This window comes from Arthrobacter sp. Y3221159 (assembly GCF_059089885.1).
The window spans coordinates 13,118-31,619 of sequence record NZ_JBNHFC010000012.1; the positions used below are offsets into that span (position 1 = coordinate 13,118).

Here is an 18,502-nt window from a genome sequence, read left to right on the forward strand (position 1 = left end):
CCGGTCTGGGAGGATGGACCGGTGACGATTACTGCAGCGGCTGACGGTTCGGCCTTGGGAAATCCCGGCCCGGCCGGCTGGGCCTGGTACGTGAATGACGACTGCTGGCGCGCCGGCGGGTGGCCCCACGGGACCAACAACCAGGGTGAATTGATGGCGGTGCTTGACCTCCTGCGCGCCACTGCCCACCTCCCGGAGGAGGACCTGCACATCCTCTGCGACAGCCAATACGTCATCAACTCCATCACCAAGTGGATGCCGGGATGGAAGCGCAAAGGCTGGCGCAAGGCCGACGGCAAGCCCGTCCTGAACGTTGAGCTCCTGAAGGAGCTGGACCGGGAGCTTGCAGGCCGAAAGTACACATTCGAGTGGGTCAAGGGCCACGCCGGGCACGACCTGAATGAGGCGGCGGATGAACGCGCCCGCGCTGCGGCCACGGCCTATCAGCAAGGCGTCGCCGCGCGCTCGGGCCCGGGTTTCCCGGGCGGGCACCACCCCATTTCGGCAGGTGCCACGGCCTCCCGGCCCGCGAAGGCAACCGCGGAGGCGCGGCAGGGCACAGGGACGCAGCCGGCAGTGACCCCCCAGGGTGCTGCCGAATCTACAAGAACACAAGGCGCCCTGCCCCCGGGGAGCCTGGACGAACCGGATCTGTTCAGCCAGCTCGAAAACGACGCTTTCGACGTCGCTGAAGCCAAGCGGCAGGCCTCTCCGCCCGAAGCCCTCGTGGAGGAGCTGGAGCGCGAGCTGCTTGGGCCGTTGGTGCGCGGTGACATCGGCCGCACGGCCGTCCTGCTGCACCCTGATTTCATGGAGATCGGCAGTTCAGGACGGGTGTGGACGCGCGACGCGATGATGATGGCACTGGAGGAGGACCCGGGGGAGCGGACCGACATCGAGATCCTGGGCGCAGACCGGATTGGTACGGGTGCAGTCCTCCTGACCTACCGGAGCTTCGCCCGCTCGGGAACCGTCCTTCGGAGTTCGCTGTGGGTCCTGGACGGAGACCGCTGGCGCCTGCGATTCCACCAGGGAACACCGGAGGCGTAAAACGCGCACGGCCCGCGGCCTAGCTGAAACGCTGGGTGTTGCCCTGTTCCGCCTGGGCGTAGGTGGCGGCTGCGGATGCCAGGGCTGCGTTGATGGAAGCCAGGGCGGCCTCAACCCTGCCCTGAGTGAGAGTCCACTCGGCTATCAGGGCCTGGAAGTTGGTTGCCGCAGAGCCGCGCCAGGAGCCCTGGAGTTCGTCCAGTCCGTGCTTCATGGTCTGGACATCAGCGCTGATCCTGTCCACGGTGGCCTGGACGTTGGCGGACTTCAGCTGCAGCAGCTCGGTATCGACGGAAATGATGCTCATGGCAGTGCCTTTCGCGATGGTGGGCAGCAGAAGCTTCCCCGCCCGGCCTTTCCGGGTGCTTGCAACGAGCCTAGGAACGCGGGCGTGTCCCGCGCCAAGGGGGATCGCTATATGTGGATAACCTCGCCGTCGCTGCCGGTGGCATCGGCCTGCTGAGGATTGTCCTCACGGCAGGGCAGGCTGACCACCAGGGTGGCCCCGCCGCCGTCGGTCTGGGCAACCCGGACTGATCCGCCGTGGGAGCCCACGATCGCGGCCACAATGGCCAGGCCCAGTCCGCTTCCTCCTGTTTCGCGGGTACGCGAGGTGTCCGCCCGGTAAAACCGTTCAAACACCTTGGAGGCGTCCTCGTCCGATATCCCGGGCCCGTGGTCGCGGACCTCGATGATGGAAAAGGCTTCGTTGTTGGTGCTCCGGACACCCACGGCCAGTTCGATGGGGCTGCCCTCCGGGGTATACCGGAGGGCGTTGCCCACGAGGTTGCCCACCACCTGGCGAAGCTTGGCTTCGTCGCCGAGCACTGGCGCCGGGGAGGCGGGGCCGCCGTCGAGCCCGGTCAGTGAAATGACGCGGGAACGGTCGCTGGCCTGGGTGTCCACCACGGCGTCGTGCGCTATCAGCTGCAGGTCCACCGGCTTTTGCTGCAGCGGCCGCTGCTCATCAAGCCGGGCCAGCAGCAGCAGGTCCTCCACCATGGAGCCCATGCGCTTGGCTTCGCTTTCGATCCGGCCCATGGCGGTGGCCACATCCTCGTCGGTTGCCAGGGCACCATGCCGGTACAGCTCCGAAAAGCCACGGATGGTCACCAACGGCGTGCGCAGTTCGTGGGAAGCGTCGGCGGCAAACCGCCGCATCCTCGCTTCCGAGGCGGTGCGGGCCGCAAACGCCGTTTCGATGTGCGCAAGCATGGCATTCAGCGAACTGCTGAGCCTGCCGAGTTCCGTGGCTGGATTTTCCACCTCCACGCGCCGGGACAGGTCACCGGCGGCAATGGCTGCCGCCGTCTTTTCCACCCTGGCCAGGGGCCGGAAGGACCGGGACACCGTCCAGGAGGCTATCAGGGAGGCCAGCAGCAGGGTGAGCAGACCAACGCCGGTCACCACCAGGCTGGCGTGTTTGAGGACATCGTCCACGCTCTGCAGCGGCAGACCAATGACCACCACTCCGGCGCCCTGGTTGGTCTGGACCGGAACGGCGACAACCCGCCAGTTCTCGCCGTCCGTGCCGCGGACCTGGTACGGCACCACGCCCCGTGCCTGCGCTGCCACCACCGACATGGACTTAATGTCGGGATGGATATCGGGGTCGCCGCCGAACGGAATGGGTTCCTCGCCGGGGGCAAACAGGATCAGGGAGTAATCCGTGGGCACCGGATTGGGTGCCTGCAGCTGGCTGAAGGAGCCCTGTTTCCGCGCAACCCCCACAGCCGCGTTCAGCTTCTCGTCCACCTGGCCCTGCAGGTAGCTGTGCAGCAGCGCGAGGGTGCCGGCCCCGGTCACCGTCAGTGCCACGATCAGCAGGGCCATGATCATGGCCACCAGCTGCGTCCTCAGGGAGGAGGACTTCCACCGTTCCAGCAAGGTCAGCGCTTTTCTGCCGTCCGGAGCACGTAGCCCACACCGCGCTTTGTCTGGATCAGGGCCGGCGCCTCGGGATCGATGTCCACCTTCCGCCGGAGGTAGGAGATGTAGGACTCAACGATGGACGCATCGCCGTTGAAGTCGTACTCCCACACGTGGTCCAGGATCTGTGACTTGGACAGCACACGGTTGGGATTGAGCATGAGGTAGCGCAGCAGTTTGAACTCGGTGGGGGAGAGCTCGATTACGGTGCCGCCGCGGCGCACCTCGTGGGCGTCGTCGTCGAGCTCGAGGTCTCCCACGCGGATGACGGCGTCGTCGTCCAGCAGCGGCTGCGTGCGGCGCAGCACGGCGCGGATCCGGGCCACCACCTCGTCCAGGCTGAACGGCTTGGTGACGTAGTCGTCGCCGCCCACCGTCAGTCCGGTGACCTTGTCCTCGGTGTCGTCCTTGGCCGTCAGAAAGAGGACGGGGAAGTGCTTGCCGGAGGCGCGGAGCTTCCGGGTCACCGTGAACCCGTCCATGTCCGGAAGCATGACGTCCAGCACAGCCAGGTCAGGGGCGTGCGTATCCGCGGCGGCCAGCGCGTCCCGGCCGTTGGCGGCGGAGACAACCTCGAACCCGGCGAAACGCAGCGAGGTGGAGAGCAGCTCGCGGATGTTCGGTTCGTCGTCGACGACGAGGAGCTTGGCTTCGGGACCGGTCTTGTTCATACTCCCATCATGCTCCCAGTCACTGGGAGTTGTCTGGACGTTTACTGAAAACTGCCTACCACCCCATCGTTCCCGGTCCGCCCTTGAATGGGCCAACCACCCGGCTGGTGATCCAACCACCGTAGAAGCCGCCGGCCTGCGGACGCACGCGCTCGCCGTCCACCTCGCAGTAGTCCATTTTCCCGGGATAAACGGCCACCCGGTCCGCGAGCTCCGCGTAGCCGTCCATGGGCTCCGGATAGAACCACGCGGCCCTTTCCGCGGCCAGGCCGCCGCCGAGGACGCTCAGGTAGCTGGCCGTGCCCTTGAACTCACAGAAGCTGCTGCCCTCCGCAGGGATGAGGGATCCTGGCCGGAAGTCTTGCCGGCAAAAGTAGTAGACGGGCGGGTGGCTCGTTTCAAGCACCCGGAGCGAGTGTGTGGTGTCCAGGACCAGTTCCCCGCCCAGGATGATCCGGATCCGCTCGTTGCTTGGTTCCACTCTGGGCGGCCGCGGATAGTCCCACACCGATTCCTGGCCGGGAAGGGGAACCACAGGGGTTTTGCTGGAGTGCATTACTCCAGTGTGCACCCGGCACCGCCGCCCTGCACGACTAGCCCTAGCCGGGCTGGCCGACGTCCTTGGCGTCCATGATCCGGTACGCGTAGCCCTGTTCGGCCAGGAACCGCTGGCGCTTCGCTGCGAAATCCTGATCTAAAGTGTCCCGCGCCACCAACGAATAGAAGCGGGCTGCCCGGCCGTCCTTCTTGGGCCGCAGCAGCCTCCCCAGCCGCTGGGCCTCCTCCTGCCGGGACCCGAAGGAGCCGGACACCTGGATGGCCACGGAGGCTTCGGGCAGGTCGATGGAGAAGTTGGCAACCTTGGACACCACGAGCGTCTGGATGTCTCCAGCACGGAATTCATCGAAAAGCCGCTGGCGGACTTTCACGGAGGTGTCGCCCTTGATGACCGGCGCTCCCAGGCGCCCCCCAAGGTCATCCAGCTGGTCGATGTACTGCCCGATCACCAGCAGCTGTTCCCCGGCATGCCGGGCGACCAGCTCCTCCACCACCTGTGTCTTGGACTCGGAGGTGGAACACAGCCGGTACTTGTCGGCGTCGTCCGCCATGGCGTACGCCACCCGCTCATCCTTGGGCAGGTCCACGCGGACCTCCACGCAGTCGGCAGGGGCGATGTACCCCTGGGACTCGATGTCCTTCCAGGGTGCGTCGTAGCGTTTGGGCCCGATCAGGCTGAACACCTCGCCTTCCCGGCCGTCCTCCCGAACCAGGGTGGCGGTCAGCCCGAGCCGGCGGCGCGCCTGCAGGTCCGCCGTCATCCGGAAGATCGGGGCCGGCAGCAGGTGGACTTCGTCGTAGATGATCAGGCCCCAGTCGTGGCCGTCCACCAGTTCCAAGTGCGGATACAGGCCTCCGCGCCGGGTTGTCAGGACCTGGTAGGTGGCGATGGTGACCGGACGGATTTCCTTGACGGAGCCGGAGTATTCACCAATCTCGTCGTCGGTCAGGGACGTGCGCTTCAGGAGCTCGTCCTTCCACTGCCGTGCCGCAACGGTGTTGGTGACCAGGATCAGGGTGGTGGTGGAACCGGTGGCCATGGCTGCCGCCCCCACCAGGGTCTTGCCGGCACCGCAGGGCAGCACCACCACACCGCTGCCGCCGGCCCAGAAATTCTCGCTGGCCAGCCGCTGGTAGGGCCGCAGCTGCCAGCCGTCCTCGTTCAGTGCGATCAGGTGCGGTGTGCCGTCCACATAACCCGCCAGGTCCTCCGCGGGCCAGCCGATCTTGAGCAGGAGCTGCTTGAGCTGGCCTCGCTGGGACGCGTGCACCACCACCGTTTCGCCGTCGATCCGGGGCCCCAGCAGGGGTTGGATCTTCTTGGCCCTGATTACTTCCTCCAGGACCGGGTAGTCGTCCGTTCGCATCACCAGGCCGTGCTGGGGATCCTTTTCCAGGCGGAGCCGGCCGTACCTGGACATCGTCTCCTCGATATCGATCAGCAGCGAATGCGGCACGGGGAACCGGGAGTACTTCAGCAGGGTGTCCAGCACCTTTTCCGCGTCCAGTCCCGCGGCGCGGGCGTTCCACAGGCCCAGCGGCGTGAGCCGGTAGCTGTGCATGTGCTCGGGTGCCCGTTCCAGCTCCGCGAACGGGGCGATGGCATGCCGCGCCTCGGTGGCCAGCTCGTGGTCCACCTCAAGGAGGATGGTTTTATCGCTTTGGACGATCAGGGGTCCGTCGTTCACGCGGGGGAGTCCTTCACTGGCGCAGTTCCTCCGCAGCCTCAACATCGATGATCCGGTGGATGGACAGGACGCGCTCTGTCTCCTTTGCTGGGTCAAAGACCCGGACGCGTCCGCCGCTTACGGATAGGGGAACAACAACTTCAAGGTTGGCATTCCCAAGGCTGTCCACCACGTTCATGCTGATCCGCTGCTTCAGCCGGATGGCCCGCTGCAGTACCTCCAGCCCCAGCTGGGTGGCCACTTCACCGGCCTGGTCACCGCTGGGATGGCGTACGACGGCGGCACCCGCCTGGCGCAGTACCGCCAGCTGGGCATCCACGTCTTCATCAGCAGGAGCCGAGCGGGGCGGCGTATAGACGGGCCGGAGGCTTTCCTGCGGAACGGGGTTCCTCCGGAGCCGGATGGCAGGATCCTCAGCTCCTTCCACGGCAGGGGACAGCCCCAGGCTCCGCAGAACCTGGGCTGCCTGCCGCGGCGGTGCCGTGGAGATGAGGACCGTGGGCGCAATCCTGACCAGCCCCAGCCCGGCCGCCTTGGGCCCGGACAGGAGCTCGAGCAAGGCCGCCTCGTCCTCGCTCTGGATAAAGCTGGCCGCCTGCCCCACGCGCACGCGGCCGTGGCGTGAGGCGGTGTCCTCCACCAGGTACTCGAGCGGCTGGGGTACGGCGGTGGCGGAGTGCTCCCGCAGGAACTCCAGCAGCCCCGGCGCGTCATAGCCGGAATCGAGCGCGCGGCGGATGGAACTGTCCGTGAACCTGTAGATGGTGGCGGGCCCCTGGCCCTCGGCGTCGGCCATGACAAGGAGCTTTTCGGTCAGTTCAGGGGCGAGGTATCCGGGTGCAACAGCGGTGAGGTCCGCCTGCAGGAGCACATGGTTCAAGGCAGCCGGAAGGTGTTCTCCCAGGATCGACAGGGCCGCGTCCGGTCGGTCCTCCGCGAAGGCGCTGCCCAATTGCGTCAGCGCCCCGGACCCCACCAGTCCAAGCAGTTCGGCCTCCGCCAGGACGCCGCGGATCAGCGAGCTGAACCGCCGCGCCATCCGGGGCTGGGCCCACTCGGCGCGCTGGAGGACGGCGGCGGTGTCCAGCACGGGAGCCGCTCCATCCTGCGCCGAGGCTTCGGTGGTGAGTTCGTGCAGTATCTCCAGGATGCGCTTGCGGATCACCGGGGCGTCGGGGCGCTGGGGCTCGGCGGACAGCGGCACGATGGTGCTGCCGGAGGCGGTGCGGTGTGCCGCCGGCAGCCCCTGGGCGCCATTGACGGGCTGGCCCACCAGGGACGGGACCCGCTCGCTGGCCAGCCAGGCGTTTACCAGCCACAGCCATTGCTCCTGCCGGGGCAGTCCAAGCCACTCCAGCTCCGGCGGCTGGACCCAGGACGACGAGTCCACATCCAGCCGTATCAGGCCCGCGAGCCCGCACAGCTCCAGCAGCAACCCAACCCGCGCCTGCTCAACGCGGAGCAGATCGGCAAGCCGGCGGGTTTCCCGTACCCCCACCCCGCCGCTGCGCAGCGTCATCAGGGGCTGTTCCCGTACGGCGTGCAGAAGTTCGCCCACCAGCCGCAGCGTTTCGGAAATGGCGCTCATCGCCGCATTCCTCCGCAGCATGGCAGTGGTCCGGCCCAGCTCCGGAACGGGCGGTGTGAGGGCGAAGTCGTCGATGATCACGCCACCGCGCAGGGACAGTCCCACGCTGTGCGGCAGTTCCACGTGTGCCGCATCGAGCGGTACCAGCAGGCCGCGGGCCAGGAGCCAGTCAATCGGCCCGACGTCGGAACCTTCCGTCGTGACGGAAGCCTTGCGTTGCGCCTGGGGGACGGCACCCATGGCCCAGTTGCGGAACCTGCCGAGCAACGCCGTCGTCCGTTCCGGCGCACCGGCGAGGATGCCCTTCAGCGCCTCGGGGGAGGACGTCCAGTGCTGCAGGGCGAGGGCGGCCTCCATGGGGGTGGTTGCATCCTGGATGGCGGCGCCGCTGTGGTGCAGCTCGGAGACCAGCTGGACCACGCGCTGGGCAAACGCCGGCTGGAGGCGCACCAGTTCCGTGTAGCTCCGGCCAAGGCCGGCCGGGTAGAGTCCCACAACATCCTTGAGGCACCCGACCGGCAGGTAGTAGTGCTGCCTGGTGCCTGCGGCGGACGTCCCGTGCGGCGGGGCCGCCCGGTGTACCAGTGCCAGTTCCTGCAGTCCGGCCAGGATCTGCTCGACGGTGGCCACGGTGGCACCGGAGATCATCTTGCGCAGCCCCGCGGCCGAAGCACTGTGCTCGGTATCCGTGTTGGTGCACAGGTGAAGGGTTTCCAGCACCTGCATCTGTGGCCGGTTGAGCCGTTCAAGGGCCCGTTGGACGCTGACCCGGGAACTTGCGCGGGCAGCGAGGGCGGAGAAATCGGGAACAGCAGGGGAGATCAGGTCCGGCCGCGCGGCGAAAAGCGCACGCAACGAGTCGTCGCTGCGTGATTCCAGATCCTTGCCGAGCGCGCGTATGAGGGACATCAGTCCCAACGTTACCGCTGGTCCGGCTTTCCTGCCCGGCGCCGCCCGGCAACACTGTCCAGGACGAGGAAGAGCATGAGGAGAAACGCTACCGGCAGGCCATACAGTGCCGCGTACGTTACCAATGACGGCGCCACCGACCCGGCAAAAGCGAGGGCCATCACTGCTCCCACGGCCACCAGGGAAAGCACTGCAATGACTGCGGCCGCGATCATGATGGGCCGCCGGTAGCGCGAGGGTGTCATGAATGTAACGCTACAGCGCTCCGGGCACCCGGCGTGAACGCTGTTGCCCGGCCCTGTTGGAAGCGTGAATAGGGCACCGGGCAGGATAACCTTGAAGGATATAGACCAACACGGTTTAGAGCAGCCATACCTTGAACCCGCACAACAATGCGGATGCGGTGGCGGCTGGCCGTGTCTCATGACAGCAGAAGAAGGTTGATTACGTGCCTACCGGCAAGGTCAAGTGGTATGACAAGGACAAGGGCTTCGGGTTCCTGGCAGGCGAGGACGGCCAGGAGGTTTTCCTGCCCAAATCGTCGCTGCCCGAGGGCGTGACGGAGCTCAAGGCCGGCACCCGAGTGGAATTCGGCGTGGCCGACGGACGCAAGGGCGCCCAGGCCCTGGGCCTGCGGGTTCTGGACAAGACGCCGTCCATCGCCAAGGCAAAGCGGCCCGCCGCCCGGGACCTCGCACCGCTGGTCCAGGACCTGGTGAGCGTGCTGGACAATCTGTCCGGCACGCTGTCCAAAGGCAAATACCCGGAAGGCAACAAGGGCAAGGCAATCGCGGCTGCCCTGCGTAAGGTTGCCGACGAGCTGGACGTTTAGCAGCCGATGAGTCCGGAAGCTGAACAGCCGCAGACGCAGGTGCACGACGCTGCAGGTGCCGCGACGGCTCCTGCAGCGGGAACAGCCCCGGCGGTAGCCAGGAACGCGCCAAAGCGCCGGGCAGGCGTGCCGGTATGGCGGACCGGCAAGCCGGACGCCTTCCTTGCCGGTGCCGTCGATACGGCCCGCACCGCGCTGGAGGGCATCACGGCCGCCGGGGACATCGGGCGGCACCTCGCAGCCAAGAGCGAAGGCGACCGTTTGGTCACGCACCTGTTCGAGTCGAAGCTCGCCGGCTACGCCGGCTGGCAATGGTATGCGGTGGTAACCCGTAACTCCCGCTCCAAGGTGGTCACCGTTAGCGAGCTGGGCCTGCTGCCGTCCGAGGATTCGATCCTCGCTCCTGAATGGGTGCCGTGGGCTGAGCGCGTCCGTCCGGAGGACGAGCAGCAGCAGGAACGGGAAGCCTCCGAATCTGAAGAAACCGCACCGGCAGTTTCCGTCGCTGCTGTTGCCGAACCTGACGCCGATGCCGGTTTCACGGAATCCGACGCCGCCGATGCCGATTTCACGGATGATCCTGCCACGCAGGCGACGGCGAACGACGCCGGCAGCGAGTAACTGCTGAACGTCCCCTTGCCGGGATACACAAACGGCGCCGTCCGGGCGAAACCCGGGCGGCGCCGTCGTACTTAAGGAAAGGCTACTTGCGGAGCTCGCCCACCACGTAGTCGATGCTGGCCAGCAGTGCGGAGACGTCGTCAGGCTCGATGGCAACGAACGTGGCAATCCGGAGCTGGTTGCGGCCCAGCTTCCGGTACGGCTCCGTGTCCACGATGCCGTTGGCGCGCAGGACCTTGGCTACGACGGCGGCATCCACTGATTCGTCGAAGTCAATGGTGGCAATGACGTTCGAGCGCTCATCCGGGTTGGCGACAAAGGGGGTGGCGAACTCGGCGGCGTCGGCCCAGCTGTAGATGCGCCCTGCCGAGTCGGCTGTCCGGGCCGCGGCGAAGTCCAGCCCGCCGTTTGAGTTCAGCCACTGCACCTGGGCGTCCAATGTCACCAGGGTGGACAGGGACGGGGTGTTGTACGTCTGGTTGAGGCGTGAGTTGTCAATGGCGGTCTGCAGGTCCAGGAAATCGGGAATCCAGCGGCCGCTTGCCTTGACCCGTGCGGCGCGTTCCAGCGCAGCAGGGGAGAACAGGCCAAGCCACAGTCCGCCGTCGGAGGCAAAGTTCTTCTGCGGGGCAAAGTAGTAGACGTCGCTCTCAGCCACATCGACGTCCAGGCCGCCGGCTGCGGAGGTGGCATCCACCAGCACCAGTGCATCCTCATCCGCGCCTGCCACCCGCTTGACCGGTGCGTACACGCCCGTGGAGGTCTCGTTCTGCGGCCAGGCATACACGTCCACACCGGCCTCTGCCTGCGCCACCGGCCGGGTGCCGGGCTCGGACTTGATGATGGAGGAGGCGTCCAGGAACGGTGCCTTGTTGGTGGCGGCCGCAAACTTGGAACCGAACTCACCGAAGGACAAATGCTGGGCCTTCTGCTCCACCAGGCCGAAGCTGGCAACATCCCAGAACGCCGTGGAACCGCCCACGCCCAGGATAACCTCATATCCTTCCGGGGCGCGGAAGAACTGGCTGAGGCCCTCGCGCACTGAACCGACGAGGTTCTTGACCGGAGCCTGCCGGTGCGAGGTGCCCAGGACGTTCTTCGATGCGGCGGACAGCGCATCAATCTGCTCCTGGCGGACTTTTGAAGGTCCGGCGCCGAACCGCCCGTCCTTGGGGAGGAGATCGGCAGGAATAGTGATGCTTGGTTCGCTCACGGGGGCTCCAATTTCGGCGTGGACGCGCTTAGGTCCGAACGGGTGGATGGTCGCTGGCGCGCAGTCGGCAATGACTGCATCGAAGGCCTTTCCCATTCTGCCTGAACAGCTGATTCGGCGGGAACCGGGACCGTCATAGTCCAGCTACTGAGACGGGTTGCCAGGCGGCTTCCAACTATTCGGACTAAGTCAAAATAGGCTAAGCTAGCCAACGGACTACGTCGCGGTGAACAGCGATACGGTGGGACAACGCAAGGTACTGCGCTCGAGGAGCTGAGCTGGATGACGGATCTGATCGACACTACGGAGATGTACCTTCGGACCATTCTGGAACTGGAAGAAGAGAACATCGTTGCCCTGCGGGCCCGTATCGCGGAACGCCTGCGCCACTCGGGTCCCACGGTGTCCCAGACCATCGGCAGGATGGAGCGCGACGGCCTGGTGGTGGTCTCCGGCGACCGGCACCTGGAGCTCACCGAAGTCGGCCGCAAGCGCGCCACCGAGGTCATGCGCAAGCATCGCCTGGCCGAGCGGCTCCTGGCCGACGTGATCGGGCTGGACTGGGCTTATGTGCACGACGAAGCCTGCCGCTGGGAGCACGTGATGAGCGAGCGGGTGGAGCGGCGCATCTACGAGATGCTGGACCATCCCACCGAATCGCCGTACGGCAATCCGATTCCGGGCCTTGCCGCACTTGGTGGCCAGCCCGCACTTGCCTCCAGCGATACGGTGACGAGCCTCCTGGAAGCCATGAAGTCCTACGGGCCTGCGTCGGAGGTCACGGTCAGCCGGTTGGCAGAGCCCATCCAGGTGGAGCCGGAACTGCTGTCCCAGCTCGATGAGGGAGGCATCCGCCCAGGCGCGGCGGTAACCCTTGAACGTGTGGGCGACTACATCTCGGTCCGCGTGCCCGGCATTGAAGGCGCTCTGGAACTTCCGCCGGAGGTTGCCGCGCACGTGTTCGTTCACGTTCGCTAGGAAGGCCGGACCACCCGGTGTGACGCCGGTAACGCCAAGATAACGGAATTGTTACCTAGGGCCTTAAGCCCCTATAGTTGAACCAAGCGTTGATACAAAAGCGTTACCTGATCCGGAGCCGAGCTCTGCCAGCGGATCGGGAGCACGAGTCACTAACTGGCAGAGGCGGGGGAACCACAAGCGGCAGCGGGGGACTGCCTTGGGGTGAAGTCCGTCAGCAGCAAGCCTCTTCCAGTGAAGGAATCCCTCAGCGGATATCTCTGTGCCGAAGCTTGCTTACGGCGGGCCGGGTCTTTGAACTCTCTGACCCGAATCCGACAGCTAACTTCGCAGGCTTTCCAGAGAGGAATCCTTCTTGTCCATGCAGACCTCCAGGGGGCGCCGCCGCGCCGCTGGCCCCGCTTCGGCACCGCGCGTCGCCGAAGTCATCCACACGGAGCGCCCCCGCGATCTCCACCGTGATGCGCGGCGCCGTCGGGGTCCGTTCCGGCAAATCACCGAGTTCGCCTCGGCGAGCGGCATCGGCCAGAAGGCCGGCATGGCACTGGCTGCCACCGGTCTGGTGCTCACCGTGACTGTTCCGGCCACCAGCCCGGTCATGGCCACCGACGGGGCGGGCCTTGCGCCTGTTGCGGCCACCGCTGTGACCCCGCAGCCCGCTATCTCCGCCGAAGCCGGAGCGGAGATCGACTTCAGCCGCTCGGCCGTAGTGACCCAGGCGGATCCGGACGGCAAGCTCAAGCAGCTCCTGAGCGCCCAGTCCGCCGGCGCTGTTTCCCGCGCCGCATCCACCGGAAGCCTGGGCGCCCCGCTGGCGTCGCTGACCACAGCCTCGCCCTTCGGTTACCGCGTCAGCCCCATCACGGGTGGTTCCGGCGACTTCCACCGCGGGCAGGACTACGTTGCCCAGTGCGGGACCTCAGTTCTCGCGGCCGCCACCGGCACCGTGACGTTTGTAGGCTGGCACCAGTTCGGCGGCGGCAACCGTGTGGTGATCGACCACGGAAACGGCCTGGAGACCACGTACAACCACCTGTCGTCCTTCAATGTGACTGAGGGCCAGACGGTCTCGCGCGGCGAGGTTGTGGCACTGAGCGGAACCACCGGAGCCTCCACCGGATGCCACCTGCACTTTGAGGTGCAGGTCAACGGCGAAGTAGTGGATCCGACGGGCTGGCTCTAGTCAAATGGTTGCTGACTCTCGAATTGACGTGACCAGCCGTGACCTGAATGTGACATTCGGTCAAAACTCCTGTACCGTCTAACTCGCGTCAACTTTTCCGAAGTTGACGCTCTTGTGCGGATTGCCTAACTCTGCCACCGCTCAAGGTCCGTTCGCATTTCATCGTCTGGCAGGGGCGGGGGAACCAATTTTGGCCTTCTTCACGGAAGGCCTTGGGGTTAAGTCGCAAAGCTTCCTTGAAGCGGCGCGGCCGGGTGACTCCCATCCGAATCCGACAGCTCACCTCGCAGGCATTGGGAGAGGCTACCTTCGTGTCTTCACGCCATAATTCTGCGCGCCACCGTGCGCAACCGGTCCGTACCAACCCTTTGGACGCCGTGTCCAAAGCTGTTAGTGCCAACGCCGGGACAGTGGGTCGCCAGGCAGCTGTTGTTGCAGCCGCTTCCGGCCTTGTCCTTGCCATGGGTCTGCCGGCCACCGCGGACACCACCGCCGGTGTCTCCGCTTCCACCGAGTCCGGTTCCGCGCAGACAGCACTTGCAGTCACCGCAGCACCTACCGCCACCGTTTCCTTCGAGCGCCCGGTGGTCACCACCGTCGCCGCCCCCGTTGTTGAACGCGTGACCGTGCAGTCAACCTCCGACGACGAGGACGAAACCGCCACTTCCGCCCAGTCAACCGCGTCAACCGCGGCAGAAAAGGTTGTTGCGACCGCCGCTTCTGCGGCCACCACCGGCCTCGCGGCCATCGCCTACACCGGCATTGGCAGCCCCTACGTCTGGGGTGGCACCAGCCCCACCTCCGGTTGGGATTGCTCGGGCTTCACCCAGTGGGTTTACGCCCAGGCCGGCATCAGCATCCCGCGCGTGAACGCATGGACCGCCATGACCCCCACCTCCACCCCCCAGCCGGGTGACCTAGTGATGCAGAACGGCGGCGCACACGTCGGCATCTACGTCGGCAACGGCATGATGATCAGCGCACTCAACCCCTCCCAGGGCACTCTGCTGCACTCCGTCGCCGCTACCGGCACCTCCTCCTTCTTCACCCTCGCAGGCTAATAGTTCTTGGGGCTTCGGCCCCGGGAACTATTTCTTTGCCCGCACTTTTTCGCTAAACCACCATCCCCGTTCGGGGCGCGCCGACGTACCCCCAAGATGCCGGCGCGTCCAAAACTCTCGGGTTGCCCACAGGCCCCGAGGTAATCGAAAGAGAGAACTGATGACTACTCGTGCTACCGCACGGCACCGTGCCGAGGTCACCAAAACCAGCTCGATCGCCGTCATTGCCAAGGCTGTGGGCGACAACGCCGGCGGCGTAGGTCGCCAGGCCGCCGTGATCGCTGCCGCCTCCGGCTTGGTGCTGACCAGCGGCGTCGCCGCCAACGCTGCCGACGCCAACATCCAGCGGGACTCCGCTCCGGCGTCCGCCCTGGAAGTTGAATCGGCCATCGAAGCTCCCATCTCCGCTGCTTCCACCATCGCCATCACCTACGAGAAGCCTGCCGTGACCACCACGCCGGCGCCCGTGGTCGTGGAAGAGCCGGAGGTTGAGGTAGAGGAAGCCGCGCCGGCGGCCCCTGCCCCGGCTGCCCAGACCGCTCCCGCTCCGAAGGTCACCGCCAAGGTTTCTGCTGCGTCTGCTCCTGCCGCGCCCGCTTCCGCCAGCGGCAAGGGTGCAGCCATCCTGTCCGCCGCCTACGCCCAGCTGGGTGTCATGCAGGACTGCACCATGCTGGTGACCAACTCCCTGGCGGCCGTTGGCATCAACTTCCACGACTGGCCTGCAGGCTACCTGTCACTGGGCCGCACGGTGAGCGCTGCCGAAGCCCAGCCCGGCGACCTGATCTACTACGCTGACGGCGGCGCCGGCATGGCGCACATTGCTGTCTACGCAGGCAACGGCCAGGCGGTCCACGGCGGCTACAACGGCAACCAGACGGTGGTCTTCAGCGCCAACGTTGGCTCCGGCCCGGTTTTCATCCGCGTCAACTAGTCCCCGCGTCCCCGGCCGGCGCCCCCGACGGCCGGCGATGGAGGAAGGACCCCTGCCCACAAAGCAGGGGTCCTTTCCCTTTTAAGGGAAGCAGGCGGGGCCTGCGGCCGGTCCGTGCGGAGGGCTCCAGGAGACGGCCTGCCAGCGGACGGATCAAATGCCTTCCCGAGGGCGATTAGCTGATAGTGCGCTTCTGTGTTTACTCTTGTGGTGTCGATCCATAGCCCGGACATGCCGAGGGCAGCCGGCCCTCGTGCCCCTGACGGGTGCGGCCGTGAAGAGGTACGTGCATGCGCACTCTCGTTCTGAATGCTGGATATGAACCGCTGGCGGTTGTCACTTTCCGCCGGGCGCTGGTGCTTGTGCTCACGGGCAAGGCGAGCGTGGTGGCCGAAGGGGACGACCCCGTGGTGGGTCCACAGGAAATACTGGGCCGTCCCTCGGTGATCCTCCTCAACCGCTACATCCGCCCGCGCTACAACCAGGCCACCGCCGTCAGCCGGCGGGGTGTGCTGAGACGGGACGGGCACAAGTGTGCCTACTGCGGCAAGGCTGCGCACACGATCGACCATGTCCACCCAAAATCACGCGGCGGAGCCGACTCCTGGGAAAACCTCGTGGCTGCCTGCCTCCGCTGCAACAACGCCAAGGGTGACCATACGCCCGCGGAAATGGGCTGGAAACTGCGCATCGTTCCGGAGCCTCCGCGCGGCACCATCTGGCAGATCAAGGAGCTGGAGAAGCCCACCCCCGCGTGGGACCCCTTCCTGCTGCCCGAGCGCGCTGCCTGACCGGTCCTTCCCTGTTTGTGCGTCCCTGCCTGCCGCTGGCTAGGCTGGAACGGTGCAAGAGCCAATGCCGCATTTCGATGCCCTGATCCTCGCCGGAGGCCGGTCCTCCCGGCTGGGCGGAGTACCGAAACAGCACCTGCTTTTCCGCGGTGCCACCTTGCTGGAACGATCCCTTGATGCGGCGTCCGGTGCCCGCCGGACTGTGGTGGTCGGTCCCGATCCTGGGCGCCTGCCGGAGGGCGTTTTGTCCTGCCGGGAGCAGCCAGAGTTTGCAGGCCCCGCCGCCGCCATTGCTGCCGGGCTGGAGGTGCTGTCAAGGGCTGGCAGCGAAGCGGAGTACACGCTGGTGCTGGCCTGCGACATGCCGTTGGTGTCGGACGCCGTGGCCCGGCTCTCCTCTGCGCTGGCAGCGGAACTGGCTGGCGGCGGTGCCGGCAGGCCCGACGTGGTTATGGCCGCATCTGACGATGGCACTCCCCAAGGCAGAGCCCAGCCGCTGGCGGGTTTTTACCGCACGGCCGGGCTAAAAAAAGCCGTGCACGAGCTCGCCGCCAGGGGAGCCTTAATCAACGGCTCTGTCCGCTCCCTCCTTGCTAGTCTGGACGTGCAGCTTGTCACCGTATCCGCCGCCTCAACAGCTGATGTGGATACGTGGGACGATGCTGCCGCGCTAGGGATTTCCGCCGGCCACCAGGACGATGACCAGGGCCGGCGCAGCCGCAGTTAACTTGGGAGGCAGTTCATGAAAAGCCAGGAAGAGACGCTGGAGGAATGGTGCAGGTCACTGCTCCAGGCCTATGAACTCGAAGACGTCCAGGTGGATGTCAATGCCATTCTCTCGCTCGCCGGAGTGGCTGCCCACTCCGTGGTGCGCCCGGCCGCCCCGCTGACCACTTTCATTGCAGGCTACGCCGCCGGCCTCGCCTCAGGGGCAGGCCGGGCAACAGACGCCGCCTCCATGGACTCGGCCCTCGCCGTAGCCCGCTCCCTGGCCGCCGACTACGATGCTGAAGCTGCCGGGACTCCCGGCGAATGACGGAGGAGGCCCCCTCAGAAGCCGGCGAAGCCGAAGGGCAGGACGCGCATCACCATCTCGCCCACACCTGGGAAGAAGCCCGGCAGGCCGCTTTTGATGCCGCAACGCCGATCCCTGCCGGGCCCGTAGCGCTCGGCCTGGCCCTTGGACGCAGGCTGGACCAGGACATTGTGGCACTGCAGGACATGCCCCACTATGCGTCCTCCGCGATGGACGGGTGGGTAGTCAACGGGACAGGGCCCTGGATTCCGGCGGAACCGGGGACAAGGCTGGCGCCGCACCAGGCCAGCCCGATCGTGACAGGCGGCCTGATACCCCCCGGAGGCAAGGCCGTCCTTCGCAGCGAGAATGCCGTGCTGGGCAAAGACGACGACGGTCTGCCGATCCTGACAACGGGCGGCAATGCCCGCCCCGGCGAGCCCCGGATGGGGCAGCATATCCGGAAGGCGGGCGAGGAAGCCATGGAGGGTGACCTCCTGGTCGCTGCCGGAGTGGAGCTGAATCCGGCCCATCTGGCCCTCGCTGCCCTCGCTGGGTATGACGAGCTGCGTGTCCAGGGCAAACCGCTGGTGCGGCTCCTGCTGACAGGCTCCGAGGTGGTGGCGCAGGGACTTCCCGTTCCGGGCAAGGTGCGGGACACGTTCGGCCCGCAGCTTCCTGCGGTGGTCACGATGCTGGGCGGCATCGCCGGCGGCCAGCAAAAGATCGGTGACTCCTACCAGGAATGGCTCGCCGCCCTGGAGGATGTGGTCCCGGAGGTGCCGGGCGTGCCGGACCTGCCCGCCGACGTCGTGATTACCACAGGCGGGACCGGCCGCTCCGGTACTGACCACCTGCGCAGGGCGGTGGCCGAACTGGGCGGGCGGCTCCTGGTGGATGGCGTGGCCATGCGGCCCGGGCATCCCGCCGTGCTGGCTGAGCTGCCGGACGGCCGGTTCGTGCTGGGGCTGCCGGGCAATCCGCTGGCCGCGATGATGGCGCTGTGCACCGTAGGTGCTCCGTTGCTCGCTGCGCTGGGCCACGGAGCCATGCCGGCCGTGCAGCAGGTTCCGTCCGGCACAGTGATCGAACCCGACCCCGGGCGGACGCGGCTGATGCCCTTCCGCCTCCTGTACGGCATGGCGTCGCCGGCCCAGCACACGGGTCCGGGGATGATGCGGGGACTGGCTTCCGCTGACGGCGTCATGGTGGTGCCGCCGCATGGGGTGCAGTTGGGGGAGCCCGTACCGGCTTTTGCGCTGCCGTGGGGTCCGCCCATTCCCGAGCCGGCGGACACCCCCGCCAAAGCGAAGCCGAAGAGCAGCCGGGCTGGCCGGGCCGCGGGTAAGCCGGCTCCTACCGGCCCGGTGGACTGGAGCGCCCTGCTTGGCTAGGCAGTATTCCCCCCGACCGAAAGAGTTCCCGCAGGACGTTAAGGGCAACACTGCCCTCCAGTTGAGCGGGGGCACTGCGGTTGCAAT

At 66.6% G+C, this 18,502-nt stretch carries 19 protein-coding genes and 2 riboswitches; of the genes, 11 read left to right on the forward strand and 8 right to left on the reverse strand.

From position 1 onward, the window contains the following. Window positions 1-21 precede the first annotated feature (21 nt). The gene (locus AC5RT3_RS13355; RefSeq protein WP_494052803.1) at window positions 22-1,050 is read left to right on the forward strand and encodes an RNase H family protein; all 1,029 of its coding nucleotides are present in this window, start codon (window positions 22-24) and stop codon (window positions 1,048-1,050) included. Between the two features lie 19 nt (window positions 1,051-1,069). Here the strand turns inward: AC5RT3_RS13355 and AC5RT3_RS13360 are convergent, their stop codons facing one another. The 7 genes from AC5RT3_RS13360 to AC5RT3_RS13390 all read right to left on the reverse strand — a co-directional run bounded on the left by AC5RT3_RS13360 (window position 1,070) and on the right by AC5RT3_RS13390 (window position 8,638). After that, window positions 1,070-1,357, reverse strand: coding sequence for a WXG100 family type VII secretion target (locus tag AC5RT3_RS13360; protein ID WP_494052804.1), 288 nt, complete (start codon window positions 1,355-1,357; stop codon window positions 1,070-1,072). A 107-nt stretch (window positions 1,358-1,464) separates the two neighbouring features. Then, window positions 1,465-2,937, reverse strand: coding sequence for a sensor histidine kinase (locus tag AC5RT3_RS13365; RefSeq protein WP_494052805.1), 1,473 nt, complete (start codon window positions 2,935-2,937; stop codon window positions 1,465-1,467). Window positions 2,938-2,939: 2 nt separating this feature from the next. Next, entirely contained in the window at window positions 2,940-3,650 is a 711-nt protein-coding gene (locus AC5RT3_RS13370; RefSeq protein WP_009358145.1) for a response regulator transcription factor, read from the reverse strand. A gap of 55 nt (window positions 3,651-3,705) precedes the next feature. Beyond that, window positions 3,706-4,206 carry a DUF427 domain-containing protein gene (locus tag AC5RT3_RS13375; protein WP_494124394.1) on the reverse strand — a complete coding sequence of 167 codons (501 nt, stop codon included), beginning with the start codon at window positions 4,204-4,206 and terminating at the stop codon, window positions 3,706-3,708. A gap of 43 nt (window positions 4,207-4,249) precedes the next feature. Beyond that, on the reverse strand, window positions 4,250-5,896 hold the full coding sequence (locus tag AC5RT3_RS13380; protein ID WP_494052807.1) for a DNA repair helicase XPB: 1,647 nt from the start codon (window positions 5,894-5,896) through the stop codon (window positions 4,250-4,252). 13 nt (window positions 5,897-5,909) lie between these two features. Next, the gene (locus AC5RT3_RS13385; RefSeq protein ID WP_494124395.1) at window positions 5,910-8,393 is read right to left on the reverse strand and encodes a helicase-associated domain-containing protein; all 2,484 of its coding nucleotides are present in this window, start codon (window positions 8,391-8,393) and stop codon (window positions 5,910-5,912) included. A gap of 11 nt (window positions 8,394-8,404) precedes the next feature. Continuing rightward, the gene (locus AC5RT3_RS13390; protein ID WP_494052809.1) at window positions 8,405-8,638 is read right to left on the reverse strand and encodes a hypothetical protein; all 234 of its coding nucleotides are present in this window, start codon (window positions 8,636-8,638) and stop codon (window positions 8,405-8,407) included. 203 nt (window positions 8,639-8,841) lie between these two features. On the opposite strand from AC5RT3_RS13390, the gene AC5RT3_RS13395 reads away from it, so the two are divergent. Together AC5RT3_RS13395 and AC5RT3_RS13400 are read left to right on the forward strand one after the other, a co-directional pair. Further along, window positions 8,842-9,225, forward strand: a complete 384-nt coding sequence (locus AC5RT3_RS13395) for a cold-shock protein (protein WP_493976444.1) — start codon at window positions 8,842-8,844, stop codon at window positions 9,223-9,225. Between the two features lie 6 nt (window positions 9,226-9,231). Further along, window positions 9,232-9,846: a DUF3027 domain-containing protein gene (locus AC5RT3_RS13400; protein ID WP_494052811.1), complete on the forward strand. Its 615-nt coding sequence runs from the start codon at window positions 9,232-9,234 to the stop codon at window positions 9,844-9,846. Between the two features lie 82 nt (window positions 9,847-9,928). Here the strand turns inward: AC5RT3_RS13400 and serC are convergent, their stop codons facing one another. Next, complete coding sequence (gene serC, locus AC5RT3_RS13405; RefSeq protein ID WP_494052812.1) at window positions 9,929-11,059, reverse strand: phosphoserine transaminase; 1,131 nt, start codon at window positions 11,057-11,059, stop codon at window positions 9,929-9,931. A 282-nt stretch (window positions 11,060-11,341) separates the two neighbouring features. Between serC and AC5RT3_RS13410 the strand changes: the two genes are divergently transcribed. The 8 genes from AC5RT3_RS13410 to AC5RT3_RS13445 all read left to right on the forward strand — a co-directional run bounded on the left by AC5RT3_RS13410 (window position 11,342) and on the right by AC5RT3_RS13445 (window position 18,415). Then, the gene (locus tag AC5RT3_RS13410) at window positions 11,342-12,037 is read left to right on the forward strand and encodes an iron-dependent transcriptional repressor DtxR (protein ID WP_494052813.1); all 696 of its coding nucleotides are present in this window, start codon (window positions 11,342-11,344) and stop codon (window positions 12,035-12,037) included. Between the two features lie 131 nt (window positions 12,038-12,168). Then, window positions 12,169-12,388, forward strand: a riboswitch (cyclic di-AMP (ydaO/yuaA leader). A gap of 10 nt (window positions 12,389-12,398) precedes the next feature. Continuing rightward, window positions 12,399-13,220: a M23 family metallopeptidase gene (locus AC5RT3_RS13415; RefSeq protein WP_494052908.1), complete on the forward strand. Its 822-nt coding sequence runs from the start codon at window positions 12,399-12,401 to the stop codon at window positions 13,218-13,220. Window positions 13,221-13,348: 128 nt separating this feature from the next. Beyond that, window positions 13,349-13,527: riboswitch (cyclic di-AMP (ydaO/yuaA leader) on the forward strand. Window positions 13,528-13,597: 70 nt separating this feature from the next. Beyond that, window positions 13,598-14,281, forward strand: coding sequence for a C40 family peptidase (locus AC5RT3_RS13420; RefSeq protein ID WP_494124396.1), 684 nt, complete (start codon window positions 13,598-13,600; stop codon window positions 14,279-14,281). A 160-nt stretch (window positions 14,282-14,441) separates the two neighbouring features. Continuing rightward, window positions 14,442-15,215, forward strand: coding sequence for an NlpC/P60 family protein (locus tag AC5RT3_RS13425; RefSeq protein ID WP_494052815.1), 774 nt, complete (start codon window positions 14,442-14,444; stop codon window positions 15,213-15,215). Between the two features lie 290 nt (window positions 15,216-15,505). Then, window positions 15,506-16,006 (forward strand): HNH endonuclease, encoded by a 501-nt coding sequence (locus tag AC5RT3_RS13430; RefSeq protein ID WP_494052816.1) that lies wholly within the window; start codon window positions 15,506-15,508, stop codon window positions 16,004-16,006. A 52-nt stretch (window positions 16,007-16,058) separates the two neighbouring features. Next, window positions 16,059-16,733 carry a molybdenum cofactor guanylyltransferase gene (mobA, locus tag AC5RT3_RS13435; protein ID WP_494124397.1) on the forward strand — a complete coding sequence of 225 codons (675 nt, stop codon included), beginning with the start codon at window positions 16,059-16,061 and terminating at the stop codon, window positions 16,731-16,733. 15 nt (window positions 16,734-16,748) lie between these two features. Beyond that, on the forward strand, window positions 16,749-17,042 hold the full coding sequence (locus AC5RT3_RS13440) for a DUF6457 domain-containing protein (RefSeq protein ID WP_165976987.1): 294 nt from the start codon (window positions 16,749-16,751) through the stop codon (window positions 17,040-17,042). After that, entirely contained in the window at window positions 17,039-18,415 is a 1,377-nt protein-coding gene (locus AC5RT3_RS13445) for a molybdopterin molybdotransferase MoeA (RefSeq protein WP_494124398.1), read from the forward strand. Before AC5RT3_RS13440 ends, AC5RT3_RS13445 begins: the two co-directional genes overlap by 4 nt. Window positions 18,416-18,502 lie beyond the last annotated feature (87 nt).